The sequence below is a fragment of the Sphingobacterium sp. NPDC055431 genome (genome assembly GCF_053644255.1).
The window spans coordinates 35,155-61,187 of record NZ_JBSHLH010000017.1; the positions used below are offsets into that span (position 1 = coordinate 35,155).

At 36.9% G+C, this 26,033-nt stretch carries 25 protein-coding genes; 14 read left to right on the plus strand and 11 right to left on the minus strand.

The window, feature by feature from the left end; genetic code table 11:
- Window positions 1–287: 287 nt before the first annotated feature.
- From ACWIB3_RS14395 to ACWIB3_RS14415, 5 genes are all read right to left on the minus strand, one after another.
- On the minus strand, window positions 288–704 hold the full coding sequence (locus ACWIB3_RS14395) for an EamA family transporter (protein ID WP_454291941.1): 417 nt from the start codon (window positions 702–704) through the stop codon (window positions 288–290).
- A 13-nt stretch (window positions 705–717) separates the two neighbouring features.
- Window positions 718–1,512 carry a phosphatase PAP2 family protein gene (locus ACWIB3_RS14400; RefSeq protein WP_454291942.1) on the minus strand — a complete coding sequence of 265 codons (795 nt, stop codon included), beginning with the start codon at window positions 1,510–1,512 and terminating at the stop codon, window positions 718–720.
- A 66-nt stretch (window positions 1,513–1,578) separates the two neighbouring features.
- On the minus strand, window positions 1,579–2,613 hold the full coding sequence (locus tag ACWIB3_RS14405; protein WP_454291943.1) for a sulfite exporter TauE/SafE family protein: 1,035 nt from the start codon (window positions 2,611–2,613) through the stop codon (window positions 1,579–1,581).
- Between the two features lie 87 nt (window positions 2,614–2,700).
- Window positions 2,701–4,011: a sensor histidine kinase gene (locus ACWIB3_RS14410; RefSeq protein WP_454291944.1), complete on the minus strand. Its 1,311-nt coding sequence runs from the start codon at window positions 4,009–4,011 to the stop codon at window positions 2,701–2,703.
- Complete coding sequence (locus ACWIB3_RS14415; protein WP_254527610.1) at window positions 4,008–4,682, minus strand: response regulator transcription factor; 675 nt, start codon at window positions 4,680–4,682, stop codon at window positions 4,008–4,010. The genes ACWIB3_RS14410 and ACWIB3_RS14415 overlap by 4 nt, the downstream gene beginning before the upstream one ends.
- Before the next feature lie 137 nt (window positions 4,683–4,819).
- On the opposite strand from ACWIB3_RS14415, the gene ACWIB3_RS14420 reads away from it, so the two are divergent.
- Entirely contained in the window at window positions 4,820–7,183 is a 2,364-nt protein-coding gene (locus tag ACWIB3_RS14420) for a PDZ domain-containing protein (protein ID WP_454291945.1), read from the plus strand.
- 6 nt (window positions 7,184–7,189) lie between these two features.
- Here the strand turns inward: ACWIB3_RS14420 and ACWIB3_RS14425 are convergent, their stop codons facing one another.
- Window positions 7,190–8,248 (minus strand): alpha/beta fold hydrolase, encoded by a 1,059-nt coding sequence (locus tag ACWIB3_RS14425; protein WP_454291946.1) that lies wholly within the window; start codon window positions 8,246–8,248, stop codon window positions 7,190–7,192.
- A gap of 155 nt (window positions 8,249–8,403) precedes the next feature.
- Between ACWIB3_RS14425 and ACWIB3_RS14430 the strand changes: the two genes are divergently transcribed.
- The gene (locus ACWIB3_RS14430; RefSeq protein ID WP_454291947.1) at window positions 8,404–9,468 is read left to right on the plus strand and encodes a class I fructose-bisphosphate aldolase; all 1,065 of its coding nucleotides are present in this window, start codon (window positions 8,404–8,406) and stop codon (window positions 9,466–9,468) included.
- 40 nt (window positions 9,469–9,508) lie between these two features.
- Here ACWIB3_RS14430 and ACWIB3_RS14435 read toward each other — a convergent pair whose 3' ends face one another.
- Entirely contained in the window at window positions 9,509–10,411 is a 903-nt protein-coding gene (locus ACWIB3_RS14435; protein WP_185212549.1) for a hypothetical protein, read from the minus strand.
- A 362-nt stretch (window positions 10,412–10,773) separates the two neighbouring features.
- Between ACWIB3_RS14435 and ACWIB3_RS14440 the strand changes: the two genes are divergently transcribed.
- From ACWIB3_RS14440 to ACWIB3_RS14465, 6 genes are all read left to right on the plus strand, one after another.
- Window positions 10,774–10,941 (plus strand): hypothetical protein, encoded by a 168-nt coding sequence (locus ACWIB3_RS14440; RefSeq protein ID WP_454291948.1) that lies wholly within the window; start codon window positions 10,774–10,776, stop codon window positions 10,939–10,941.
- A gap of 190 nt (window positions 10,942–11,131) precedes the next feature.
- Complete coding sequence (locus ACWIB3_RS14445; RefSeq protein ID WP_454291949.1) at window positions 11,132–12,601, plus strand: glycoside hydrolase family 76 protein; 1,470 nt, start codon at window positions 11,132–11,134, stop codon at window positions 12,599–12,601.
- Between the two features lie 100 nt (window positions 12,602–12,701).
- Window positions 12,702–13,340: a peptide-methionine (S)-S-oxide reductase MsrA gene (msrA, locus tag ACWIB3_RS14450; RefSeq protein WP_254527590.1), complete on the plus strand. Its 639-nt coding sequence runs from the start codon at window positions 12,702–12,704 to the stop codon at window positions 13,338–13,340.
- 269 nt (window positions 13,341–13,609) lie between these two features.
- Window positions 13,610–14,347, plus strand: a complete 738-nt coding sequence (locus ACWIB3_RS14455) for a sterol desaturase family protein (RefSeq protein WP_185212545.1) — start codon at window positions 13,610–13,612, stop codon at window positions 14,345–14,347.
- Window positions 14,348–16,234, plus strand: a complete 1,887-nt coding sequence (locus ACWIB3_RS14460; RefSeq protein WP_454291950.1) for a beta-ketoacyl-ACP synthase III — start codon at window positions 14,348–14,350, stop codon at window positions 16,232–16,234.
- 9 nt (window positions 16,235–16,243) lie between these two features.
- Entirely contained in the window at window positions 16,244–17,140 is an 897-nt protein-coding gene (locus tag ACWIB3_RS14465) for a DUF6999 family protein (protein ID WP_454291951.1), read from the plus strand.
- Window positions 17,141–17,213: 73 nt separating this feature from the next.
- On the opposite strand, the gene ACWIB3_RS14470 is transcribed toward ACWIB3_RS14465, so the two are convergent.
- The gene (locus ACWIB3_RS14470) at window positions 17,214–18,845 is read right to left on the minus strand and encodes an ABC-F family ATP-binding cassette domain-containing protein (protein WP_313189428.1); all 1,632 of its coding nucleotides are present in this window, start codon (window positions 18,843–18,845) and stop codon (window positions 17,214–17,216) included.
- A 135-nt stretch (window positions 18,846–18,980) separates the two neighbouring features.
- Between ACWIB3_RS14470 and ACWIB3_RS14475 the strand changes: the two genes are divergently transcribed.
- Together ACWIB3_RS14475 and ACWIB3_RS14480 are read left to right on the plus strand one after the other, a co-directional pair.
- Complete coding sequence (locus tag ACWIB3_RS14475; RefSeq protein WP_454291952.1) at window positions 18,981–20,615, plus strand: 2,6-beta-D-fructofuranosidase; 1,635 nt, start codon at window positions 18,981–18,983, stop codon at window positions 20,613–20,615.
- A 584-nt stretch (window positions 20,616–21,199) separates the two neighbouring features.
- A complete protein-coding gene (locus ACWIB3_RS14480) occupies window positions 21,200–22,219 on the plus strand; it encodes an OmpA family protein (protein ID WP_454291953.1) in 1,020 nt (339 codons plus the stop codon).
- Window positions 22,220–22,222: 3 nt separating this feature from the next.
- Here the strand turns inward: ACWIB3_RS14480 and ACWIB3_RS14485 are convergent, their stop codons facing one another.
- The 3 genes from ACWIB3_RS14485 to ACWIB3_RS14495 form a co-directional block, all read right to left on the minus strand.
- Window positions 22,223–22,366 (minus strand): hypothetical protein, encoded by a 144-nt coding sequence (locus ACWIB3_RS14485; protein WP_313259726.1) that lies wholly within the window; start codon window positions 22,364–22,366, stop codon window positions 22,223–22,225.
- Between the two features lie 74 nt (window positions 22,367–22,440).
- Window positions 22,441–22,968 carry a hypothetical protein gene (locus tag ACWIB3_RS14490; protein ID WP_185212539.1) on the minus strand — a complete coding sequence of 176 codons (528 nt, stop codon included), beginning with the start codon at window positions 22,966–22,968 and terminating at the stop codon, window positions 22,441–22,443.
- A gap of 267 nt (window positions 22,969–23,235) precedes the next feature.
- Entirely contained in the window at window positions 23,236–23,448 is a 213-nt protein-coding gene (locus ACWIB3_RS14495; protein WP_454291954.1) for a hypothetical protein, read from the minus strand.
- A gap of 366 nt (window positions 23,449–23,814) precedes the next feature.
- Between ACWIB3_RS14495 and ACWIB3_RS14500 the strand changes: the two genes are divergently transcribed.
- From ACWIB3_RS14500 to ACWIB3_RS14515, 4 genes are all read left to right on the plus strand, one after another.
- Window positions 23,815–23,946 (plus strand): hypothetical protein, encoded by a 132-nt coding sequence (locus tag ACWIB3_RS14500; protein WP_454291955.1) that lies wholly within the window; start codon window positions 23,815–23,817, stop codon window positions 23,944–23,946.
- Window positions 23,947–23,950: 4 nt separating this feature from the next.
- Window positions 23,951–24,139, plus strand: coding sequence for a hypothetical protein (locus tag ACWIB3_RS14505; protein WP_185216748.1), 189 nt, complete (start codon window positions 23,951–23,953; stop codon window positions 24,137–24,139).
- 112 nt (window positions 24,140–24,251) lie between these two features.
- Window positions 24,252–25,295, plus strand: a complete 1,044-nt coding sequence (locus tag ACWIB3_RS14510; RefSeq protein WP_454291956.1) for an SMP-30/gluconolactonase/LRE family protein — start codon at window positions 24,252–24,254, stop codon at window positions 25,293–25,295.
- A gap of 51 nt (window positions 25,296–25,346) precedes the next feature.
- Window positions 25,347–25,736, plus strand: coding sequence for a nuclear transport factor 2 family protein (locus ACWIB3_RS14515; protein WP_313259716.1), 390 nt, complete (start codon window positions 25,347–25,349; stop codon window positions 25,734–25,736).
- Window positions 25,737–26,033 lie beyond the last annotated feature (297 nt).

Here is a 26,033-nt window from a genome sequence, read left to right on the forward strand (position 1 = left end):
ATAATACTCTACTTGATATTTGGATTAATAAATAAAAGAATATAATCCTTTTTGGTAAAAGTTGGAAAATATGGGGTTTATATTAGTTAAAACTAATTATTTTGTGATGAATGGTTGTCTGACCCATCATATTTTGGGAATTAATTAAAGTTTTGATAAAATAACTCTTTCTGTCAGTAAAACTATTAATTAATTAAAAATCAATAAGTTAATTATTTGAATATTTTTTTGTAACAAGTTTGATTGATTTTTCAAAATTACACTTGATAATACCTTAATAACCAATGCTATTTCATGGTAAGAACCAAGGTGCCTAAGATAATTAGCCCGGCCCCAATTGCAGTTTTCACTGTGAGTGCTTCTTTTAAGAAGATAATGGATAGGATAATAGTAATGGCTACGCTTAATTTATCAATTGCAGCAACTTGAGACACATTGACGAGCTGCAGGGCTTTGAAATAGAATATCCAGGATAGTCCGGTTCCAATACCTGATAAGATTAAAAATAAGATGTTCTGTTTTGAGATATTTGCAATTTCTTTCAGCTCGCCTTTGACTAACACGATGCTCCAGATCAGAAATAATACAATGATAGTTCGAATAGCTGTTGCTAGGTTGGAATTGATTTGAGTGACTCCGATTTTTGCGAAAATGGCAGTCAATGCTGCAAATAAGGCCGAAAGTAATGCATAAAAGATCCACATATTGAATAGATATTTAAAATACTCTACAAAAACTTAAGCCAAACGTTTTGTTTTGGTAAAATGGCATTATCATGGAAGCATTTTGAATGTCCTTTTTAGTTAATAGTTTGTTTATTAAAGGATAAGACCAATATGCAAGTTCTGTGGATAGAATTCCAAATCCTGCTCCGGCCACTACATCACCGACCCAATGACGATTATTGATGGTTCGGTAAACTCCAGTGAACAGAGCGAAGGAATAGCCTGATATTCCTAGCCAGATATTACTGTCCTTATATTCCCTGAACATAAATTGTGCAGAAGAAAATGCCGTAGATGTGTGGCCAGAAGGAAAAGAAAGGTTGTTGGAGCCATCAGGTCTTTCTTCATGGATCAGGTGCTTTAAAGGCAAAACCATTGCCGCATTGAGCATTTGGGATGTGAGGTAGATTATTGTTCTATCGCGTAAATTGTGTTTTCCTTTAATTCCGGCTGCATTCAGACCGTATACTAACAAAGCTGGGGCATATTGGGTATAATTATCTAGCTGTATGTGATCAGGTTGATGTTCAAATATTTCATATCGGGTGGAGTTATTGAGTTCTTTCAAGGATTCATTACTCAGGCTAGCAATCCCAAAACCTATGAACACTGTAGGTGCAATGAGGTGCCTGTAATCCAATTTATAGTTATTTATGTCCTGGTCTTGAATGTCAATTTTAACTTGATTAATTTGGCTAGTGCTATCTTGGGTCTGAGCTGAAACCCTAACCATACTGGATAGCACGTAGACCAAAGTAATTAGTGTGACTCTAAATTTTATAGACATTCTTGTAATGTTTCCTTTTGATATGGAATACAATATCATTGGAGATTTAGAAGAAATTTTGAATTTCTAAATTTTGATTTTGCGGAGTTTATTTTCTTTATAGCAATTGAACTCATATGAAGGATTGTGTCCAATGGAATAAACTTTTTCAAGGATTATCTCATCATATTGATCGATAATATTGCTGTATTTAATAAATATATGGTCGGGAAGCTCTTTTGCTGTTATGGTTTTTTCGACTTCCAGTCCGTAATTCAATGCGTATTCAAAGGTTATTTTCGAGCTTTTCCAAGTCACTGTAGAATAGTTTTTGGTTCCATCATTATAGGATTCTATTTTGAAATTATCTTGCTCTATGATTTTATTGCTCGTTGTCCATAGCAAGCTAAAACCTGAAAGAACCATGGCAATAAATCCTATTTTTTTAAATAGATATTCGCTTATAAAGGGCAATATATATTTGATGGAATATGCTGAAACAATCGTGGCGCTGGCAATGATAATCCCAAGGTATATAGCTGATTTAGAATACAGACCTAAGTATACATAAATAAATAATTTAATGAAATGCAGGAAGACTTCATTGGCTGCACGAGTTGCAACAATCTCTTCTTTCTTTAAGGCAAACCTTAAATAAAATCGGTTAAATAAAAGTCCAATTGCACCTGTTATACCAGATATAAAACCAGCTAGAAATCCAATTATGGCAAGAAGATAGTTAGGATATTTTTGCTTTGTTTCTGTATCCTTTTTTGAAGAGTTAAATAACTGCGGTAAGTTACTGATCAAAAAGGACCCTATAATGACCTGTAAATAGTTTGGATTGATGTATTTAACTAGGTAGGCTCCGATTAAAACTGCTGGAATGGAAAATGGTACAAACCAAGCAAATATTTTCCAATTGATATGTTTCTTGAACATGCTGATTCTTGAAACTGAACTAGAGAAAGTTCCTAAGGTTAGAGCAAAGGGGACTTGGGAAGCAGGCAGAAAGATATTTAATATCGGAATTAGGATCAAGCTTGCGCCGCCTCCGCATATTGCACTGATCCAAAAAGCGATGATACTGCCAGCAAATAAAATGAATAATTCAAATAGCATCTTCGATATTGTTTAATAAGTATTTTACTTATTTCAAAGGTGTGATAGGAATTAGAAGAAATTTTGAATTGCAACAATAGGTATAACTTATATCTTTTGAATTGAAGTTTCCGGCATAAAATGAACTGTAAATTGATGTTTTTGCTGAGAGAATTGGTATTTGATTTCCCATCCTTGATTTTTACAAATCTCTTTTACGATTGCTAACCCTAGGCCACTTCCGTGTATACTTTTTGAATTCTTGGCGAAACGTGTGAACAGGAATTTAGCTTTGAGTTCCTTTTGACCAGAATTAGAAATTTGAAAGCTTTCACCTGTCAGTATGATTCCTATTCTTCCATTTGGTTCGCTATGTCTCAAGGCATTAATCAAAAGATTGTGAATAAGAATTTCAACAAGACTGCTGTTTCCAAGCTGGTGAACACGAGGGGTGACATCCTTTGTTAAGGTAATCTGAAGCTCTTCAAAATGTTCTTTTAGATTTTCTAGGCTTTCATTAACTATATTGCTGATATTGATTTTCTCGGAGCTGTCGAATTGATTGTTTTCAATTTTGGCTAGCAATAGGAGGTTCTTATTGATTCTAGAGCTACGAGTTAATGCCTGGTTCATTTCTTCGGCAATGTGATATTGCTTTTCCGTCAAATCCTCACTTTGTAATAGGATGTCCAACTTATTTTTAAGGATTGCGAGTGGCGTTTGCAGTTCATGCGAAGCATTTTCAGTAAATTCCTTTTGCTGATTGAAAGTGTTGATGTTATGTTTTAATAATTTGTCAAGGGTTTCGTTTAATTCTGCAAATTCCTTGATATCAGTATCCTGAAATTCTAAGGTATTATTTGAATTTAGTTTAAAGGATTTTAACTTTTGTAAAGTGTCTTGAAAAGGCAGCCAAACGGTTCTGGAAAGTCTTCGGTTCAATATCCAGAAGCCAATGATAAGAATCAAGAAGAAAGCTAAAGTTGCAATAGCGATATATACAACTGTTTCCTCTGTTTCCTCCAAATTGGTTTCAACAACTAAAACATAATTTTGCCCATTAATTTTAATGTTTGTCATCAAGCCTCTGAAACGATCAATGGATTCAGTGTCAAAGTAAATGTTCTGTCTGCGGATTGTGTAAAGACTATCGCTTTTTAAAGGGGCTTGGTTAGGCTTGATTTTGCTGACAGGTTGTATTTCATTCCAGAATTTGATGTTTTGTTGGATGTTTTCCCTACTAATGTTTTGAGCGTTGAATTCATTTTCAATTCTTTGAGCAATCAATTTGTTGTTTTCATCAAGCTCTTTAATCCATATCCAGTCAACTAATAAAAAATAGGAGGGTATACTCAATACAAAGACAATAAAAGCAAATATGCTTAGTTGCTTCAAGGATTTTTGCAATAAGTTTTTCATCCTTCCCATTTGTAGCCAGTTCCGTAGACAGTCTTTAGATAGTGATCACAGCCAGCCTCATTCAATTTCTTTTTGAGATTTTTGACATGAGCATATACAAAATCGTGATTATCGAGCATATCCGCAAAATCACCTGATAAATGTTCCGCTAATATACTTTTAGAAAGGACTCGGTTTTTATTGCCGATAAAATATAACAATAGGTTGAGTTCCTTTTTTGTTAATGGGATAATGTTATGGTTAGAAGAAACAGTTCTTGCTAATAAATCAATTTCCAGTTTGCCTTGTGTAATGATATTGCTGTTATTGAATTGTTTCCTTCTCATTAAGGAATAGATCCGTGCATTCAATTCGGATAGATGGAAAGGTTTCGTCAAATAATCATCTGCCCCGATTTGTAGTCCCTTTATTTTATCATCCAATGAGTCTTTGGCTGATATGATGATGACACCATCTTGTTTTCCTAAAGATTTCAATTCTTCCAAGAGCTTTAGCCCATTGCCATCTGGAAGACTGATGTCCAATAGAATACAATCATAGCTAAAGTTTTCAATCCTATCTTTGGCTTCAGAGAAAGTATTTGCTACTTCGCAAAGGTATCTCTCTTCTGATAGGTACTGAATCATGCTTTTAGCCAATTCGATTTCGTCTTCAATAATCAGAATTTTCATTTCATTGAAATAATTTCATGTAATTAAAGGTACAATTTTGAAGAAAATTAGAAGAAAGTATGGTTTTACTCCAAATGAGCTGAAAATTTCTTATATTAAGGGTTGAAATAATCAACTCTAAACTCAAAACCACTCAGATGCACTTTCTATTAAAATCATTTTCAAATGTTTTTTGGCTTGCTATGGCAATGATCTTGATCATTCCTATGGCAAGCGCACAACAAAAAACCACTTCATTTTTTGTTTCAAAAAAAGGTTCTGATAAGCAGGAGGGAAGAACGAAGGACAAACCCTTTGCTTCTGCTGAATATGCCTTGGAACAAATAAGAAAATACAAAAGCTCACATCCAGATCATTTAGTTGAAATGCTTATCAACGATGGTCAATATTATCTATCAAAACCATTGGAAATAAACTTCGATGGCATTACGATAAAAGCCATTAATGAAAGGAAGGTGACTTTTTCAGCAGCAAATAAACTGAATCTGAGCTGGACAAAATCCAAGAATAACCTTTGGACAACTAAGGTGCCAGCAGGGTTAAAATTTCAACGGCTTTTTGCAAATGGTGATTTATTAAATCGAGCAAGATATCCCAATTATGATCGTAAGATTCTTCCTTTCAATGGATATGCTGAAGACGCTATCAGCCCCGAAAGAGTTAAAGGTTGGAAGAATCCACAGGGAGCGATTGTGCATGCCTTACATATTGGTAGATGGGGTGGATTCCATTATTTGGTAAGTGGTAAAGATGAGAATGGAGAATTAAAATTAGAAGGAGGGTTACAAAATAATCGACCTAGCAAAATGCATGAAACATATCGGTTTGTGGAAAATGTATTCGAGGAATTGGATACGTTGAATGAATGGTATTTAGATCAATCAAGTTCAACGCTATATTTAAATATCGGAGATCAGGATCCAAATAACTTTGAATTTGAAGTTCCTCTACTAGAATCTTTGATCTCAGTTAAAGGATCAATGGAAAAACCAGTTCGAGAGGTGCATATAACGGGAATCCGTTTTGTGCAAACAGATCCAACTTTTATGAAAACGGAAGAACCATTATTGAGAAGCGATTGGACCATTTATAGGCAGGCTGCGGTCCGTTTTGAAGGTGCAGAACATTGTAGTGTTTCCAATTCTGACTTTATCGATCTGGGCGGAAATGCCGTTTTCTTGAGCAATTATAATAGAGGAGTAAAAGTGAGCGGGAATTTAATGGAAAGGATAGGTGGGGGTGCTATAAATTTTGTTGGGGATCCTCAGGCTGTTCGAAGTCCTTCCTTCAGGTATGAGAAATTCGTTCCTGAAAATGAAATAGACACTATTCCAGGTCCCAAAACGGAAAACTATCCAGCAGATTGTGAGGCGAACGATAATGTGATTAGAAATATTGGCCTGATAGAAAAACAAGTTGCCGGGGTTCAAATTTCAATGTCAGCAAGAATATCTGTACTGCACAACAGTATTTATGATGTCCCAAGAGCGGGGATTAATGTAGGTGATGGAACATGGGGAGGACATCAGATTTCATTTAACGATGTATTCAATACCGTCCTAGAAACTAGCGACCATGGTGCTTTTAACTCCTGGGGAAGAGACCGTTTTTGGCATCCCGATAGAAAAGAGATGGACCGAATTGTGGAAGCCCATCCAGACTGGGTTAAATTGGATGCAATTGAAACAACGATCATCAGTAACAATAGATTTAGTTGTGATCATGGTTGGGATATTGACCTTGATGATGGTTCATCGAACTATGAAATATTTAATAACCTCTGTCTTAGTGGAGGATTGAAATTGCGAGAAGGTTTCTATAGGACAGTCTACAATAATATCATGATCAATAATGGGTTTCATCCCCATGTATGGTTCAAAAACAGCCATGACGTTTTTAGAAATAATATTGTGATGCATTCTCATCAAGATATTCAGGTTAACTATTGGGGAGATAAGGTTGATGAAAACTATTATACCAGTTTAAAAGACCTGCAAGCAGACCAAGCCAAATCGGTGGATGTTAATTCATTGGTTGTGGATTTAAATTTCGTAGATGTAGCGATCGGAAAATTTGATTTAATTTCCGGTAACATCAATTTTCAGTCATTGAATTTAAATGATGTAGGAGTAAGAAATACCAGATTAAAAAGATTGTTGGATTCGCCCCATATCCCTGAAATCCATAAAGAAGGAAATATTTCGAAAGGTGCAGTTTTTGAATGGAAAGGAGCTAAGCTAAAATCTATTGAATCCTTAGGGGAACAATCTGCTGCTGGGCTTCCAACGATGGAAGGGGTCTTGGTTTTAGAGCTTGAGGAAAATTCTCCATTGGCAAAAGCAGGGATTCAAAAGTCTGATGTTATTGTTGGATGTCAATCAGTGGATGTCAAGGAACTGAAGGACCTACAGCTTGTATTGAAGAGAGATCAGTATATGAATAAATTGAATATTGAAGTTTTCAGAAATCAGGAGAAAAAAACTATGCAGGTTAATTTATAATGCAGGTCAAATTCCTTGCATAGATTTTATGATCTTAATAAACTCTGCCGGATGTTCATCATGAAAACCATGACCAGAATCGACGGTTATCAGTTTGCAATCTTGGATTAAACCTGCAGCTTTAATGGCATCCTCATCTGACATAGCAGCCATGAGGATGCCATTTTCATCATATTGCTTCCACTTAGAATTCTTGGTGAAAATCAATTTTGTTGGACAGTAAATCTTTTTTAGAGTTTCTGCCTGATCAAAATTCTCAAACCAGGAACAATCGTAAAAACTATCAGCAAATCTTTTGTCATATCGGTTATCTGATGCCGATTCCCATATCTTATTAATGGCTAATGGGATAAAACCTATTCTGAATATTCGATTAGGATACTTTGCTCGGAATTTATTTGCTTTTGAAATAATGATTTTCCAGAGGCCTTTGAACTTATTTTTCCAATAGCTTCGAGGGAGGTAAAAGGTTAAATAATCTTTTATTTCAGATTGTTGAATAAAGTCATGGGCTATACGAAAGCTGTCTTGCCAAGCGAAAGTTTTTTGACAACGGTCTTTCTCTGTGGAAAACAAGGGTGGATCTTCTAAGACCGTACTTTGAATCCGAATATGATTTGCAGAAATCCAAGCTGCCAGAAGACCTCCAGAGGAATGCCCTGATAGATAGACAGGTTCTTTTATGACATGATCAATGAACCAGATAAAATCAGTGCCCATTTTTTCTGCGGTGTAACTTTGTGCTTCATGGCTAGATTTCCCATGTCCATGGCAATCTATTGCGAATACATGCCAATCTTGAGATAATTCCGGAAGTACTTTTGCATAATTTTTCCAATCTACCCCTTGGCCATGGATCAACATCAGTGCTGGACCGTTATCAGGTCCCTCACCATAATTTAGCACAATCCCATTTTCTAAACTGACCTGTTTTTCTTCAAAACCGAATTCGGAAATCTTTAACCGTTCTCTATCTTCTGAATGCAAATTATGCTCTACATATATAAAATATAGAATGATTAACAGGGCCAAGATACTAATCAAGATTATTAAGAGGTTCATCATGATTGGTTTTCAATTAAATAGGATAAAATTTCGACCAAATTTAAATAAATATTTTTACCGATTGTTGGTAAATTATTCATTGTTACCAGAAACAATTCTAATGTCATCATGTTCAATTATTATAATAGCCTTTATAAAGATTTAAACATAATAAAATGAATATCAATAAATTGATTGAACACCTAGGATCTGAGGACTTGTTAAAATATCAAAGTAAGACAGTAAAAAAAGAACTGCTTCATTTACCCTCTCCATCCTTTATTGATGATGTATATGGACCGACTGACAGAAATCCGCAGGTCTTAAGGAGTCTAGGAAATATTTTTGGACATGGAAGGTTAGCAGATACTGGTTATCTTTCCATTCTTCCAGTAGACCAGGGCATCGAACATAGCGCTGGCGCTTCATTTGCTGCAAACCCTATTTATTTCGATCCAGAGAATATTGTCAAACTGGCAATCGAGGGTGGATGTAATGCTGTGGCATCAACATTCGGCGTGCTAGGCGCTGTATCTAGAAAATATGCGCATAAGATTCCATTTGTTGTCAAGATCAATCACAACGAGTTATTGTCCTTTCCCAATAAAAGTGATCAGATTCTCTACGGAACAGTTCGCGAAGCTTGGAACATGGGAGCTGCTGCAGTAGGTGCGACCATCTACTTTGGCTCTGAGGAGTCAGGAAGACAGATTGTTGAAGTGAGCAAAGCCTTTCAAGAAGCCCATAGCTTGGGCATGGCAACCATCCTATGGTGTTATTTGAGAAATGATGCTTTTAAAAAGGATGGCGTGGATTATCATTTATCTGCTGATTTGACTGGACAAGCTAATCATTTAGGGGTGACCATAGAAGCAGATATTATTAAGCAGAAGTTACCAGAAGTCAACGGAGGCTATAAGGCCTTAAATTTAGGAAACAGTAGTTATGGTAAGCTTGATGAAAGAATGTACAGTGAATTGAGTTCGGACCATCCTATTGATCTTTGCCGTTATCAGGTATTAAATTGCTTTGCGGGAAGATCGGGATTGATCAATTCAGGCGGCGCTTCAGGTAAGAATGACCTTCGGGATGCTTTGCAAACAGCCGTAATCAATAAAAGGGCTGGGGGAACAGGTTTGATCAGTGGAAGAAAGGCTTTTCAAAAGCAAATGAAAGAAGGTGTAGAACTGCTTCAAGGAATTCAAGATGTCTATTTAATGAAGGAAGTGGATATCGCTTAATATTGAAAAGGATAAATGGGCAACCTATCTATTTGCCCATTTACTCTTCATTTTTACTGGTATCAGGTTCTTCGCCCATTGCATATTTTCGGATAATATATTCACTGGCGAGTTTTAGTCCACGTTCGCTATGTTCGGGATGCAATCCTGCCGTGGTGAAAAACTCAATTTCATTATTGACCTTCGAATACCAAATTCTATTTACATCCTTAAGACCTAAAGTATCATATCTCGTGATTTTTCTAAAGTTTTTTAATCTGTCTTCATCCAAAGCTATTACCTTTTGATTCCACATGTTATTGTCTAAACAGTCTACCACAATGTATCGGTCCTTAAACCAAACCATGCACTCCTTTTTATCCTTGAAGGTAATATAACCTAAACTTGCTGCAATCAGTCCGGCAGATCCCACCCACATTATTGCCTTTTTGTTGAATTTCGAAGTATTGGTTCCTGATTCCGGAGACGAGGAACCTATTCCAGAGCTTTGTCTACTTGTATCAGGAAATTTTGGATCCTCTTTTTCAAGAGATTGGTTTAAAGGTAATATGGAAGTCTCTCTTGATTTAGGGTTTATATCCGCTACCCAATCATCGATCCTAAATGGTCTTGGTTGAAAGTCAATCAGCACGGCCAAAAGCTTTACAATAGTTTCATCGGGATTGCTGGTTTTACCATCAATAAAATATCGTACAGGTTTTAATTTGTCAATGTCAATTCCGGCTATTGATTTTTCGAGATCCCCTAGTTCATCCTTTAAAATAAAGAAATCTCTCAGCGTTTTTCTGTCATCAGGATTCATACCCTCATTCAAAAGGAATAGGGCATAGTCTCTAAGATTAGCAGAAGTTGGATTTGCTAATCGGTCATGTAATTCATTGTTTTTGTGTTTTTCCCAATAGTTGGCAAGAACGCGTTCTTTAAATTTATTGAATGCTGACATTCCTATAATTAAATATTTTCCTCCCCAAGATTTACGGATCCGTAATTCTAATTAATAATACATTTCACAGCCAAAACAGTTTCACAGCAGATCGCTTTGGAAATACCGGAATTCACATGGAATTACCGGAAATATCGGAAAAGGTTGATTATGAGCGGCTTTTAGTGCTTTAGTTTTGCTTTTGAAATCAGCGGTTAATACTGTTTGTGCTTTCAAGGAAAGATACAAAAGAGATTTCAATATTGAGGAATTCATGCCCCTCAATTCCAAAAAATTCAGAAGGCCTTCTGGAAAAATTTCTAGCAATCCCATACAAGGTGTATGTGGACCTAGCAGGCTTTTACCTTCTAATTTTTTGAAAAATGTGGTACTTAATCCTTTACCATTTAATGAACATAGGCAACCCAACTATGCCTATTGAACCGATTGACATTGATGCAATAATAATCCAATCCAACTCGGATTCGGGAGATGATGACCCAGTATATGGAGATCAGGGGCAGGTACGACCTCCACGTCCTAAAAAATAATACAATTAGAATTTGGTTGCCAGAAATGGCAACCAAATTATTCTCTTTTAAATGCTATTCCTGTTGTCCAATTGATTCTGAATATATGGTAATTAATTTTTTGTTTAATTTTTATGTATCTTAATCTTCACATGCTGAATGTTCAGCTTGTGATGCTACAATAACTTAAACCCAACATTTCTTAAATCAAATGCTTAAAAGTACCAGTCTGCCATTCGCAATAGCTTCGATTACTATTGTAATCAGCTTAATTTTCTTTCCTTATTCCAAATCTTTTTCTCAAAATGCCGTAGTAAGCAATGCCACAAAGGATACTTTTTTTGATCTGTCAGATGAGAATCTGCAAAGATCTATGGCACTAGTTGATAGCACTATTGCAGTTTATTTTGAACCGAATTCCTTTAAGATGAGTAGATTTTACAATCCTTTCAATAAAGTGAAATCTGAAGAGACTGCCAGTGTGTGGATGTATTCAGCTGGGATAGAAGCGGTGAATGCAATTTTATCGGGTTTAAGTGCAAACAAAGAATATGGCAACCAAAAGATCTATCAGGCAAATTATGCTAAATATGAAAAGCTACTTTCAAAATTATATGAGAACCTAGAATATTATTTGGGAACCTTTGAATTAGTATCCTATACTCAAACAAAAACTTGGTCCGTTTATGCGGTTGATCGGGTAGGAGAAAAAGGGAAAGCCAATGTGACAGGCATATTAAATGTCTATGATGATCAAATGTGGTTATTACGGGAATTGATCCATTCCTATAAATTGACTGGAAATAAGAGTTATCTGGAAAAGGCTGAATACCTCACGGCCTATGTCCTTGATGGATGGGACTCAACTGTAGATGAAAATGGAAAGGAAATTGGCGGTATATCATGGGGCCCAGGTTATACGACTAAACATGCCTGTAGTAATTCCCCATTGATTAGTTCTTTGGTTTGGCTACATGAAATTTATAAAAACAAAAATGATCAGATTGAACATCGTTCTATTGATGTTAAGGATGGCAAAACCAGACTTTCGAAAATGGAACCTAAGCAGGTTTATTATCTGAATTTTGCAAAAGCTATTTACAAATGGCAAAAGGAAAACTTATTAAACCAAGAGGGTGTATATACTGATATGATGGGTGGCTGTGATCCTGATTGCAAAATCCGTTATGAGGAAATAAACGGTAAAAAATATCGTGCGAATACAAAATTGACCAAGGCAGTCGGGGAATCATACTCCTACAATTCTGGAACTATGCTTTCGGGAGCTGTTGATTTATTCCGGGTTACAAAAGATGAACAATATGACAATGATGCCAAAGAACTAGCCAAGAACAGTTTTTCTTTCTTTGCAAAAGAAGGTAAAGAGATCCCTGATTATTACTCCTTTGGAACAGAGGGCTTCAAGAATTGGTTTAATGGGATATTATTGCGAGGGTTTAAGGATTTGGCCATGAGCAACAGTAATTACGGACAATATATACAACCATTTCAGAAGAATCTAGACTATGGCTATCAACATGCCAATAAAGATGGATTCTTGGCATCCAATCTCTTAAAGGGATGGGATGAAGGAAAGGATACTAATGGCTTGGAGGGAATGTTCATGTTTACCTATGCAGCAGAGTATGCCTTATTAGCAGAATATTATTACGGACTATAGCCTTATCATCCCTATTATTTATCAACTAAATATCACATTTGAGACCCTAAACTCATTTTTTGTACAAAATCCTTAACTTTATGTTTCAAATCTTAAAGCCATGAAAAAATTAGCAGTAATTGCTTCAACAGTCCTAGTCACTGTAATCATCATGACCATGGGCTTTACGGAAGGAAATCAAAAGGAAGAAAAATCAGAAACTAATAGCACAATGAGTTTAACAGGAAAAGAAAAAGAGATATATTTTGCCGGCGGATGTTTTTGGGGAACCGAACATTTTTTCAAATTGGTAAGAGGGGTAGTGGGTACAGAAGTTGGTTATGCCAATGGAAACAAAACCAATCCTACATATGAAGAAGTTTGCACAGGCAGTACCGGAGCCACTGAAACCGTAAAGGTAATTTACGACCCAGAAGTAATTGATTTAGGACTATTGATAGATCTTTACCTTGAAAGTGTAGATCCAACAACTTTAAATAGACAAGGAAACGACAGAGGAACTCAGTATCGTACAGGAATTTATTATACCGATAAAAACGACGAACCTCTGATCAAGGATAAACTTCATGCCCTGTCTTTATCCATTCAAAGCCCTGTGGTCGTAGAAAATGAACCTTTGAGAAATTTCTATGATGCCGAAACCTATCACCAAGACTATTTAGATAAGAATCCAGGTGGATATTGCCATATAGGTCCTGAGCTTTTTGAGGTTGCCAAAAAAGCAAATCCTAAAAAGTAAAAGATAAGAACTTAAGAGTGAGGGAAGCAAATAATATTTTTTGCTTCCCTTTCTTTGTGTTTAACATGAATATAGCTGTTTTCAGGGGGAGTATTTCTTCATTATTTTTCGCTAATTTGAATCATTCGATGAGGAAGAATTACAAATTCTTATTTTATGGAAATTTACATTGACAAATATTTGCCTACATTCTACGTTTTGAATAATAAACAATCAATAATAAGAGTTAATATATAAATTGAATTTCAATAGCTGAAGCCTAATTATTAATGAACGAATTACTGGAAAACACATTCAATTTCGTGCTCTCGAAATGGTACTACACAAGTGTATTTTTCTTCGTGTTTTTTAGTGTCCTTTACTTTGTAGGAACCTTTATTACAGAAACTATTGTACAGTATAAAACGAAGAATGCGAGTTTGAGGCAGATCGTATTTGCTCAAAAACCTGGGCAAAGGGCTAAAGAAATTAAGAACTCCTTGCTTTCCATCCTTGTATTCTCTCTACAGGCGATATTTTTTCAATATTTATTCTCCATAGGAGTGTTTAAGGTCAGGTTTGACAATAATTGGAATTGCCTCTGGGAAATTCCGTTGCTTTTTCTTTGGAATGAAATGCACTTTTATGCAGTCCATTGGCTATTGCACAGACCTTGGTTCTTTAGGAATGTCCATAAGGTCCATCATTGGTCGAAGGAACCTACAGCATATTCTATTTTTAGCTTCCATTGGATCGAATCCTTCCTTTTAGGGACCGTAATTTTCTTTCCATTGTTTTTCCATGATTTTCAGGTCTATTCCATTTTGAGTTTGCCAGTTATGAGTTTGGTCATCAATTTGCTTGGACATTGTAACCATGAGATACCAAGTGATAAACCAAGTACGTCATTTTCAAAATATACTTTTAGGCACAGCATGCACCATAAATGGGGTAGAGGCAATTTTGGTTTTATGCTGGGCATTTTTGATAAGATCTTCAATACTCAAATTTCAGATAATAAACACTAAATGAAAAAAGACAATAGACCAGTTTATATAAATGCCATTGGGATGCATCTTCCCAATTCACCGGTTTTCAATGAGGACATGGAAGATTTCTTAGGCTTGATTGGCGGGAAGCCCTCCAGGGCAAAGGAAAGGATGTTGAAACAGAATGGTATCAAGACAAGATATTATGCCCTTGATAAAAGCCAGAACTCGACGGATTCGGTAGCAGGAATGGCTGATAAAGCCATTAAAAACTGTTTAGCAAAAGCAAATGTCAATAAGGAACACGTGGAGCTATTAACTGCTGGTACAACTCAAGGCGATGTGCCTATTCCAGGCTTTGCAAGCATGGTTCATGCAGAATCAAAATTGCCAGTGTGCAATATTGTCTCGCATCAGAGCGTCTGTTCATCAGGCATTATGGCCTTAAAAAGTGCCTATTTGCATATATTGACTGGAGAAAACGAAAATGCCATTTCTTGTGCAGCAGATATGCCCAGTCGTATGTTTAAGGCCTCACGGTTTGCAAATCAACCCGAAATTCAGGAGAAAGGCTTGCCATTGGATACTGATTTTTTGAGATGGATGCTTTCGGATGGAGCAGGGGCCATGTACCTATCTGATAAACCTAATGCCAAAGGATTGAGCCTTGAGGTTGAATGGATAGACGTAAAATCCTATGCCAATAGTTTTGAGGTCTGCATGTACACTGGTGCCAATAAAAAGAAGGATGGCACAATTGATAAATATTGGTTGGATTATCCAAGTTTTTCAGCCGCCGATGCCGATGCCGCAATTAATCTAAAACAAGATATTAAGCTGGTCAACAATACTGTTAACCTCGGTGTTCAACATCTTTTTCAATTGATTGAAACCGGGAAAGTTGATCCTAAAAGAATAGATTGGCTAGTATGTCATTATTCTTCAGAATATTTTAAACAACCTATTGTAGATCTTTTGAAAAAAGGAGGATTAACCATTGATGAAGATAAATGGTTTACCAATTTACATGATAAAGGTAATACGGGAGCAGCCTCCATCTACATTATGTTGGAGGAATTACTTTATAATGGGAAGTTGAAGCCAAATCAGGAAATCCTATGTATGGTTCCCGAGAGCGGCCGTTTCATTACCACTTTTATGAAACTCAAGGTAGTGGGCAATGCTCAGGAAGAGAAAAAACCATTGATCTCAAAAGAAGATGAAATCTTAGCGCCTGAAATCCACATTGATAATAAACCTGTACAGGAGAAACTCGTGCGTGACCTTACGCAGATTTGGGTAGATTTTGAACTATCTCTACGTAGCACGCCGATTATCGAAAGGATTTACAATGGAACGATCAGTCTGGAAGATTATAAACTCTTATTGTTAAATTTAAGGCAACAGGTTATCGATGGATCGCAATGGATTGCGCGGGCTGCCTCCAATGTGAGCATGGATTATTTTGATATCCGTTCTTCCTTCATTTCCCATTCTCGCGATGAACACAAAGATTATCAGATCCTTGAAAAGAACTATATCAATTGTGGTGGAAATAAGGAAGACCTCTATCAGGGTGAGAAAAATATTGGTTCGGAGGCTTTGAGTGCCTATATGTTCTATAAGGCAAGTCAACCCAATCCTTTCGACCTGCTAGGAGGAATGTTTATTATTGAAGGCTTGGGCAATCGTTTGGCTGGAAAATGGGGCCGTGCTATCCAGCATCAATTGGATCTAAAAGATGATCAGGTTTCTTTCTTTATCTATCATGAAACCTCTGACTCCAATGACAACCATTTTGAGCGATTTGAAAAGGCTCTTAATTCAGAATTGTTAACTGAAGAGATGGCAAAAAGAGTAGCCAAAACGGCGAAAGTCGTGGCGAAACTATATCAATTGCAATTGGCAGAAATCGGAAATTATTAATCAGCTTCTATGTTACATACCAGCGAATATTTCGAACATAAAAAGAACAATCCCAGAGATCCAAGTCATTGGCATGCATTGTTCTTGGACAATAGTGTCCCCTTTAATAAAGATGCTAAGGCTGCTTTTTTGTTTGATTCCAATAGAAAGAGCAAGCAATTTATGTTGCCTTTTTTAAGGGTATTTGGACGATTGACCATTATTATCTTACAGATCTTTAAAGCAGTTGCTCCCAACCTGATCAATGCCCCTAAGACCCTACATCGCTTCCTTTATTGGGGCATGAAGTATTGGGTTTCTCCTGAAGCCAACTTTTTGATCTTGCGGCATTTTTACCTAGGGTCTGAGGTCTTGCGATTTATCAAAGACAATGTTAAGGGAGCCGAGGATATTCCAATGAATCCCTTAAAGCCATTGTCTTTAGAAGTGGTCAAGGATAACTTGTTCTTGGAACATGATCTTAACCTTTACAATTTCATTATCAATTTAAATACAGCAATTCAGGAAAAGGGATTGAAAATTGAACCAGTTTCCAGTCCAGATTTCTCTGCAGTCTCTGCGAGACCTATTCCCTTTGAGGGATTTCCGAATCGCTGGACCAATATGATGGACCTCTCCTCGGCGATTGAGGTATTCACACCAGTCTATCAATTCTTTTTAACCGATAATGATTTTTGGAGGGCATCTAACTCTTTGCAATTGGATGAGGTCATTGGAGTATATGCAGCTACGATAATGAGCTGCCCTGAAAAGCTCATTGCCTTGAACAATAAACATCCCATGATTCCATTGCCTACTTATGGAGCAGGATTTAGGCTAACCCTACATGGTTTATCTACCGAGGTTCTACATCATCTGATTTCACAACAGAAACTGCATTCCGAAGAGACTCCAGTGGTTGTATAATTGAGGAAAATTAATAAATTGAAAAAGGGTTAACACGACAAATGTTAACCCTTTTTCCATAATATCTGGAGATTTATTTCTCTATCTCTTTCAAGCTATTCATTTTCTTGTATTCCAAGAATCCTTTGATGTCTTCAAAATGCTCACGTACGCGTTTGTTTCCGAATTCAAAAACCTTGGTTGCCAATCCATCCAAGAAATCACGGTCGTGGGAAACCAAAATCAAGGTGCCATCAAAATCCTGCAGAGCATCTTTGATGATATCTTTTGTTTTCATATCCAAATGGTTGGTAGGCTCATCCAGAATCAATACATTTACGGGCTCCAACAACAACTTGATCATGGCCAATCTGGTTTTTTCACCCCCTGAAAGAACCTTTACTTTCTTCGTCGTATCATCACCGCTAAACATAAATGCTCCTAGAAGATCCTTAATCTTAACCCGTACATCACCAACCGCAATCTGATCGATAGTTTCAAATACGGTTAGATCTTCATCCAATAAAGCAGCCTGGTTTTGGGCAAAATAACCGATTTTCGCATTGTGGCCTACTTTTAAGGTACCTTCAAAGTCGATCTCACCCATGATCGCTTTGATCATCGTGGATTTACCCTCACCATTCTTGCCTACAAAAGCTACCTTCTGTCCACGCTCAATGACCATATTTGCCTTTTGGAATACCAAATGGTCACCATAGGTCTTGGTGAGATCTTCAACAATGACAGGATACGTTCCTGACCTTGGTGAAGGCGGGAATTTCAGGCGCAAAGCTGAATTGTCAACTTCATCGATTTCAATGATCTCCAATTTTTCCAACATCTTAACTCTAGACTGAACCTGTAATGTTTTGGAATAAGTCCCTTTGAAACGGTCAATAAATTCTTGATTATCGGCGATAAAGCGTTGTTGCTCTTCATAAGCCTTCAATTGGTGCAATCTACGTTCCTTGCGAAGTTCCAAATAATGGCTGTATTTGGCCTTGTAGTCGTAGATTTTACCCATGGTCACCTCAATGGTTCTATTGGTAATATTATCTACGAATGCGCGGTCATGGGAAATCACGATCACCGCCTTTGCCTGATTGACCAAGAAATCCTCTAACCATTCAATACTCTCGATATCCATATGGTTGGTCGGCTCATCCAACAAGATCAGGTCTGGTTTCTTTAATAGGATTTTCGCCAATTCGATCCGCATACGCCATCCTCCTGAAAATTCAGAAGTTTGACGATTGAAATCTGAACGCTCAAAGCCCAATCCCTTCAATACCTTTTCAACCTCAGCATCGTAATTTGTCTCTTCAATAGAATAGAATTTCTCGCTCAGTTCGGAAACACGTTCGATCAATTTCATGTAATCGTCCGTTTCATAATCGGTACGGATATTCAACTGTTCATTCAGCTCCTCCAGTTCATCACGCATTTTATAGACCTCTTCAAATGCCTTTGAAGTTTCTTCAAATACGGTCATATTATCCTTGGTCAACAAATGCTGCGGTAAATATGCGATTACGGCATCTTTAGGACCAGATACATTTCCTGTTGTTGGTTTCCCAACACCAGCAATAATCTTTAATAAAGTGGATTTACCCGCACCATTCTTACCCATTAAGGCGATTTTGTCATTCTCATTGATTGAGAAGGTCACATCGGAAAAAAGAGTTGTTCCCCCAAAGGAAACGGAGATGTTATTTACATTGATCACGATTCGCTCGAATTTATTTTGAGCTGCAAAGATAGAGGAAAAATTCATTCTTTCGACCGAGTTCCTAATTTTAGGATTTCAATTGAAGGCCTTTTGTTAAAAATTCTTATCTTACTCTTACCTAATCCATTCGCTATGAAAAAACTAACCCTGCTTATCCTGTCGGTCTTGCTGAGTGCTGGCCTTTCTGCCGCTGAAATCACCTTAAAGATCAATAAGAAATACCTCAATTTTCCGATATCCAATACGCAGGATAGGAGGAAAATGGAATTTAAACCTGATGGACATGATACTTGGTCAGTAGTTGTTAGGCTAGCCCCTGAGCATGCAGATTATTGGGTGTTTTACGATGTGTCCCATTTAAAGGGGAAAAATCTAAAAATCACCTTTGATGGAGATGAGAAGGCCTTAAAGCAGATCTATCAAGCTGATGAGATCAAGGGTGAGGAAAGTCTATATCAAGAGCAGAATCGCCCTCAATTCCATTTCTCTACCAAAAGGGGATGGATCAATGATCCTAATGGTTTAGTCTACTATGATGGAGAATACCATTTGTTTTACCAGCACAACCCAATGGAAAGGGAGTGGGAAAACATGCACTGGGGCCATGCTGTCAGTAAAGATTTGCTTCATTGGGAGGAGTTGCCTACAGCCTTATATCCAGATAAATTGGGGACCATGTTTTCTGGTTCTGCAATCATCGACTATAATAATACCGCTGGTTACAATAAGGGGGAAAAGCCAGCCATGATTGCCTTTTACACAGCAGCTAGTGCCGACAGACAGGTTCAGTGCATGGCTTACAGTCTTGACAATGGAAGAACCTGGACCAAATATGATAAGAACCCATTGATTGATTCCAAGGAGAAGTGGAACAGTCAGGATACCAGGGATCCCAAAGTCTTCTACCATGATCCTTCAAAACATTGGGTGATGGTTCTCAATGAGCGAGATGGTCATTCCATTTACACTTCCATTAATTTGAAGGACTGGACCTATCAAAGTCATGTCTCCGGTTTTTGGGAGTGCCCAGAATTATTTGAACTTGCGGTTGACGGCGACCAGAATAATAAAAAATGGGTTATGTACGGAGCTACTGGTACTTATATGATCGGTTCATTTGATGGCAAGAAATTTACGCCTGAGGCTGGCAAGTACTTTTATAATGCAGGACATCTCTATGCTGCGCAGACTTATAGCAATATTCCTGAAAAAGATGGCAGAAGGATTCAGATCGGCTGGGGGAGGATCCCTCAAGGTGATATGCCCTTTAATGGGATGATGATGCTTCCTACGGAATTGACCTTAAGAAATACCAAAGATGGACCGCGACTATTCAGTGTCCCAATTAAGGAAACCGAGAAACTCTTTAACAAGGTCGATTCCTGGACGAATTTAACGGCAGCGAAAGCTAACGAGTTATTGCATAAATACAGTGATAAGGACAAATTGCGCATAAAAACAAAGATCAAACTTTCCCATGCCACTGATGCAGGATTCAATCTATATGCCCAAAGGATGATCAGTTACGATATGAATTCCAACATGCTGAATGGCATGTTCTATTCACCACAGGACCCGACGAGCATGGAACTATCAGCTGATATCTATATCGACAGAACATCCATCGAAGTTTTTTTCGACAACGGAATCTATTCCAGCTACCTAGACCGCAAACCCGATAAAAACAATACGGAAGGTTACCATTTCTGGGGAAACAATATTGAAATATTAGAACTTGAAGTCTATGATGTAAATGGAATTTGGTAAAGAAACTGATGACTGGCTCTCGAATTTTCAAATTTAGAACTCTATGGGCAAGGTCAATAAGTTAAGGTTTTTTTGTGTGATACTGAGGAACGAAACATCTCGGAACATTGCAAACCTAATTTTTGGAATGATTGCATTGGCGTGCAGGTCCTCAATCTTCGAATGAAAATGACAAGGTCATGAGGGGAAGAACCGTACAGTTTCCTCACTATACGTTCAGAATCACAATGCGCTAGAGGGATTCAGAGTGAAACGAAGAATCTATTTCTTATTTCTTTTAGGATTTTTGTCATCTTGAGCAAAGCGAAAGAACTATTTTCTATCTTCAAAAATATTCATTGAAAAATATTTCACCCACGCTTTGGATTGACCATTCTAAACAACCAAGTTCTACAAAGATTCCACCCCCTTTGGGGGTTTGCAAATCTATCAATGCGCAAATTATCTTGGCCCATCCTCTCATCCTTTTCATCCTGGTTCGACCCAACAAACCTTCCCCTCGATCACACTCCCTCAAAAACTCATTATTTTCGTGACAATTAACACCTATTATTCCTATATTTAATTACACTAATTAATGAAAAATGAACAAAAAAACCATTTTATTAGGTATACTGCCGGCATTCCTGACCGTGATGTCCTGTAATAATTCGGCTAATAAAGATGCTGAGGCCAATCAAGATAGTATTACTTCTTCCACTGTTGATACAACGGTAAGTACTTCCACCGTTCCAGCCTCAACTTCCTTCAACCCTGAATCTTTAGCAGAAGCAACCGCAGATATGGGGCAATTTCCATATTATTCCATCCCAGAATGGGTGGATGCAAAAAGCAGCTATGGTTTCGATAGGGAATCGGATTTTGGAAAAATTGAGTTCTATACAGGAAATTCATTTTACCCACTGGAGGGAAAGGTCAAGGTTAAGGGATATGCCATGAATGGAACTTGGGATGAATATAAATTTGTTCAATCCTTTGCCAAACATTTCGAAAGCCTTGGCGCTAAAAGGTTGTTTGAAGGACAAATTCCGCAGGACCAAATTGATGCCTTGAATAAAGCTAAGAACAAGGATAGCTATTATTTCGATTTTGCAACCTCCAATATGGAGAATCTTGTAACCTATGGCCTGAAGAAAGATGGTAAACTGGTCCTTTTTGCTATTGCTAGCAATTCTGCCTATGCTGCAATTTATACGGGAGAAAGTGATGCTTTCAAACAGACTGTAGGCATCATTAAAGCAGATAAAATTGAAAAGGATTTGAACGAAAAAGGAAAATCTGTTCTACACATTAATTTTGATACGGATAAAGCCACATTGAAAGCTGATGGCAAAGATGTTGTTTCGGAAATTGGCAAGGTCCTGAAGTCCAATGCGAGCTTGAAATTAGATATCAATGGATATACAGATAACGTAGGCAATGCAGACCATAATCTAAAACTATCTAAAGATCGAGCTAATACGGTTCTTTCAACTTTAGTTCAGGATGGAATCGATAAATCAAGGCTTACCGCAAATGGTTTTGGAGCCAATGATTTTATCGCTGACAACAATACCGATGTTGGAAAAGAGCAAAATAGGAGAGTCGAATTGGTAAAAAAATAAACTTTATTTATTCATTTTATCAATAATAGAAACGATCAACATAATCAACCCTCCAACTATATAAATGGACATAGGGACCACAAAGAACCACTTAAATGCCCAGTATTGATATTTGGACATCTTATTGAACATTTTTGGACGTTTCATATATAAAGAACAATCCTAAAAGAAAAAGGGTCCGCATAATTTTATGCTGACCCTTTTTGCTTCTAACTGTTATTTTATTTTAAAACGAATTTAAATCCTAGCGAGAACCTAGAGGCTTCAAAATGTGAACCATGAGATAGGTTCCACCATGGTTTCCAATCTACGTGCATCGCTAATGGTGTTGAAGGAATTCTGAATTCCATACCTAAAGCTGGACGGATTGCAAAATCCGTATGGGTGTCCCCATCCCAGTGTTTGTCATCATCATCATACCAATCATCGTCCCATTTTCCATGGTCGATAAATGATAATTGAGGACCTACACCTACATACCACGTTAACCCTCTAGTACCAGAGATACGTTGGTTGTATGAATAATCAACACCTACCACGGTAATGTGGTCTCCAAATAATACTTGTGCATTTCCTGCGTCACGACCACTGAAGCTATGTTTGATCTGTGGTCCAAATAATGATTCTCCATCACCCACATCTACTCCCAGACCAATGGCAGTACGGTAAGGTGTCTGTGCGTTTGCCTGCTCATTGGCAGCAAACATTAAAATAAAAAGGGTTAGAATAGGTAAAAATACTTTCTTCATGATAATAAATAATTGTTTCAAATTTCAAACCTTCGATATGAAAGTTTCCGCTGTTATAACAAATAGTTTGCCAAAAGGCACCTTTATCCCCCTTTAAAACACTATATGACAGATTTAGAACAAAATAAAAACCTCAGGCAAATCTTTCCTGAGGTTTCAAGTTTTTAAAGATTTATTGAATTATAATAATTTGCTGTGTAAATCGCCAAGGTTATCAACTTCATCATCTTCTTCCTCATGATATGGCTTATTATTATCATTTAAAGTTTAACCTTCGCCTATGGGTTCATTAACATCTTTCAATGGATCTTCTTTTGGATCATATTCCTGTGAGCCCTGATCGGAATCCGGATCATAGAAAGGATTTTGGTATTCAGGTTCATTATTTTTTTCGTTTTTATTGTCTTCTGGATCCTGAATTAAGCTAATCGCAATAATTGGTCCTTGACTATTCATTGCATAATTGACTTTTGAGTTCATAATCTTATTTTATTAAGTAAACAGGTTGATAATGATTTAGTTGTAAAAATTATATTTGATGTCGAGTATAAATACCCTTTCTCAATATTTGTTCAACAAATTTCTACCTAGTGTTTTCATTATATAATAAATGAATTGTTTAATTATCCATTTTGCAAAGAACCAGGGTACTTTGATATTCTTTAGGGTAACCTGGTTTGTTTATTATCCAATAAACTTGTCGGACTTTGTATTTTATTTGCCAACGAATTCATCTGCAATATGTTCTATATTAAAAAAAGTGTTATGGCGACGAAAAATGAAAGTGCTATAGAAGGTTTAAATAATAAGGGAAGACCAGATAAAAAGTAAGATCTGACAGCCTTTATGAAACGGAAAGAAAAACATCAAGATGGGGCAGGGGAAGCCGGTGTTGACCCACAGCAGGAACAACTTAATACTATGCCTAATCCTCATGAATTTCCCAAAGAACCTAAAAAAAAGAAAACTAAAAAATGATCACATGAAAAAGTTAATCCTATTGACACCCGTTGTCTTTACCTTATTGATGTTGGCATGTACGAATACAAAAAACATGGATAACCAAAATAAAATAGATCAACCCATTGATACTGCAGATAGGCTAGATAGTGTGGATAGTGCTAGAATCGATAGTACCCTAACGGAACAGCCAATCAATCCTGTGGAGTAAAAAATATGTGATTGTTATTCAAAGAAAATTGATTTAAGCATCATCCATATATTAAGGTTAAAGTATTCCGATAAAAAATCATATTTTTAAGAATACTTTTAAACCTCTTGCAATGCATAAAATCTTTTTAACAACATTTTTGCTATCCCTTATTTTAGCCTCCTGTACAAATGCCGCTAAAGACCAATCTAAAAAGGATGTTCAATCTGATACCAGCAGTATTTCTAAAGATTTTCCCAAAATTGGAAAGATCGAAGTTCTAGATCCCGCTATGTTGAATATTGTGGACAGTACTGCTCAAGTAGAGAAATTAGCTGATGGGATGACATGGGCTGAAGGTCCAGTTTGGGTGAAGGATGGCAACTACCTATTGTATTCGGACACCAGGCAGAATATTATTTACCAATGGTCGGAGTCTGCAGGGCTTCAGGAATTCATTAAACCCGCAGGTTTTGAAGGGCCAGAAGTCTATTCCGAAGAACAGGGGACCAATGGTCTGTTGATAAACCAACAGGGTCAATTGGTAGCATGTGATCATGGTAATCGTCGAATTGCTCAAATTGACCTGAAAACTAAGAAAAAAGAAACATTGGTTGGAAACTGGGAAGGTAAAAAGTTCAATTCACCAAATGATATTGCTCAACATCCTAATGGGGATTATTATTTTACTGATCCACCTTATGGATTACCAGGTCGTGAAAATGACACCGAAACAAAGGAAATCAAAGAAAATGGTGTTTATAAAGCTAACCAAAAAGGAGAGGCAGTTCAGGTTGTTTCCAATTTAGCAAGACCTAATGGTATTGCTATTTCCGCAGATGCAAAACAGGTTTTTGTAGCATTGAGCGATGGAAATAATCCTTATATCATGGCATATGATATAAAAGCAGATGGCTTATTGTCTGAAGGTTGGATATTCTTTGATTTCAAAAAGAATTTTCCAGAAGAATCCCTTGCGGCAGATGGTATCAAGGTCGATGCAAATGGAAATATGTATGCAGCTGCCGGTGATGGAGTTGTGGTCATTAATTCTACTGGAAAACCTATAGGAAGAATTCGCTCTACCGTGCATACTGCTAACTGTGCCTTTGGAGCTGATGGCTATCTTTATCTGACATCAACGGATCAGTTATTGAGAATTAAACTAAAGATCTAAAACAATGATGGGTGGCAACTGTCTTTATAGTGAACAAAAAACATTTTAGCTATGGAAGATCAAATCCTCGATTTAGAAAAGAAGTACTGGCAGGGAATGGCCAGTCTAGATTATGATACTGTCCGAGACCTTACCTACTTTCCATGTACCGTAGTCAGTAAGTATGGCGTAAAATACTTAGATGAACCGACCTATAAGAAAAACTTTGATATGGGGAAAGGTATGAAAATGGAAATAAAGGGAATTTCCGAAGCTGTCGTGCAAATGTTCAGTAAGAGTTTTGCAACCATTGGTTATTTAATCGATGTTGAGTTTGAAAGCCAAGGGCAATTTCGTAATGCCAAATGTGCATGTAGCTCCGCTTGGATCCAAGAAAACGGAAAATGGAAATGTTCCCTGCATTCTGAAGCAGATTATTCCCCAGCTGAACAGAAAAAATAAGAGAAATAACAGCTCATTAAAATAGAAAAAGGACTTGAATCAGTCCTTTTTCTATTTTTTATTTTCTCAACAATACAAACTTAATCATGTTTAAACAACTAATAAATAACTTGTTGCATTTGCTTCGTTGAAATCTTTTTAATTATTAGAGAATAACAATAAAAATATTACGGAATACCGTAATGTTAAATAGTATTTTTGAGATATATTTGCCTTAACCAAATCGTCAAATTATTAACAATTAATTAGTGTCATGCTAAACAAATGCTTCTATTGCGGGTTTAGGGCTTTGAGTAA

What these genes read in the sequence shown, in the direction of transcription:
- ACWIB3_RS14435 (WP_185212549.1), bottom strand. Translation starts at nt 10,411, where the DNA reads ATGTCAGCATTCAATAAATTTAAAGAACGCGTTCTTGCCAACTATTGG.
- ACWIB3_RS14440 (WP_454291948.1), top strand. Translation starts at nt 10,774, where the DNA reads ATGTGGTACTTAATCCTTTACCATTTAATGAACATAGGCAACCCAACT.
- ACWIB3_RS14405 (WP_454291943.1), bottom strand. Translation starts at nt 2,613, where the DNA reads ATGCTATTTGAATTATTCATTTTATTTGCTGGCAGTATCATCGCTTTT.
- ACWIB3_RS14515 (WP_313259716.1), top strand. Translation starts at nt 25,347, where the DNA reads ATGGAAGATCAAATCCTCGATTTAGAAAAGAAGTACTGGCAGGGAATG.
- ACWIB3_RS14430 (WP_454291947.1), top strand. Translation starts at nt 8,404, where the DNA reads ATGAATATCAATAAATTGATTGAACACCTAGGATCTGAGGACTTGTTA.
- ACWIB3_RS14395 (WP_454291941.1), bottom strand. Translation starts at nt 704, where the DNA reads ATGTGGATCTTTTATGCATTACTTTCGGCCTTATTTGCAGCATTGACT.
- ACWIB3_RS14485 (WP_313259726.1), bottom strand. Translation starts at nt 22,366, where the DNA reads ATGAAACGTCCAAAAATGTTCAATAAGATGTCCAAATATCAATACTGG.
- ACWIB3_RS14415 (WP_254527610.1), bottom strand. Translation starts at nt 4,682, where the DNA reads ATGAAAATTCTGATTATTGAAGACGAAATCGAATTGGCTAAAAGCATG.
- ACWIB3_RS14445 (WP_454291949.1), top strand. Translation starts at nt 11,132, where the DNA reads ATGCTTAAAAGTACCAGTCTGCCATTCGCAATAGCTTCGATTACTATT.
- ACWIB3_RS14510 (WP_454291956.1), top strand. Translation starts at nt 24,252, where the DNA reads ATGCATAAAATCTTTTTAACAACATTTTTGCTATCCCTTATTTTAGCC.
- ACWIB3_RS14410 (WP_454291944.1), bottom strand. Translation starts at nt 4,011, where the DNA reads ATGAAAAACTTATTGCAAAAATCCTTGAAGCAACTAAGCATATTTGCT.
- ACWIB3_RS14505 (WP_185216748.1), top strand. Translation starts at nt 23,951, where the DNA reads ATGAAAAAGTTAATCCTATTGACACCCGTTGTCTTTACCTTATTGATG.
- ACWIB3_RS14480 (WP_454291953.1), top strand. Translation starts at nt 21,200, where the DNA reads ATGAACAAAAAAACCATTTTATTAGGTATACTGCCGGCATTCCTGACC.
- ACWIB3_RS14490 (WP_185212539.1), bottom strand. Translation starts at nt 22,968, where the DNA reads ATGAAGAAAGTATTTTTACCTATTCTAACCCTTTTTATTTTAATGTTT.
- ACWIB3_RS14465 (WP_454291951.1), top strand. Translation starts at nt 16,244, where the DNA reads ATGTTACATACCAGCGAATATTTCGAACATAAAAAGAACAATCCCAGA.
- ACWIB3_RS14455 (WP_185212545.1), top strand. Translation starts at nt 13,610, where the DNA reads ATGAACGAATTACTGGAAAACACATTCAATTTCGTGCTCTCGAAATGG.
- ACWIB3_RS14425 (WP_454291946.1), bottom strand. Translation starts at nt 8,248, where the DNA reads ATGATGAACCTCTTAATAATCTTGATTAGTATCTTGGCCCTGTTAATC.
- ACWIB3_RS14495 (WP_454291954.1), bottom strand. Translation starts at nt 23,448, where the DNA reads ATGAACTCAAAAGTCAATTATGCAATGAATAGTCAAGGACCAATTATT.
- ACWIB3_RS14460 (WP_454291950.1), top strand. Translation starts at nt 14,348, where the DNA reads ATGAAAAAAGACAATAGACCAGTTTATATAAATGCCATTGGGATGCAT.
- ACWIB3_RS14475 (WP_454291952.1), top strand. Translation starts at nt 18,981, where the DNA reads ATGAAAAAACTAACCCTGCTTATCCTGTCGGTCTTGCTGAGTGCTGGC.
- ACWIB3_RS14500 (WP_454291955.1), top strand. Translation starts at nt 23,815, where the DNA reads ATGAAACGGAAAGAAAAACATCAAGATGGGGCAGGGGAAGCCGGTGTT.
- msrA (WP_254527590.1), top strand. Translation starts at nt 12,702, where the DNA reads ATGAAAAAATTAGCAGTAATTGCTTCAACAGTCCTAGTCACTGTAATC.
- ACWIB3_RS14400 (WP_454291942.1), bottom strand. Translation starts at nt 1,512, where the DNA reads ATGTCTATAAAATTTAGAGTCACACTAATTACTTTGGTCTACGTGCTA.
- ACWIB3_RS14420 (WP_454291945.1), top strand. Translation starts at nt 4,820, where the DNA reads ATGCACTTTCTATTAAAATCATTTTCAAATGTTTTTTGGCTTGCTATG.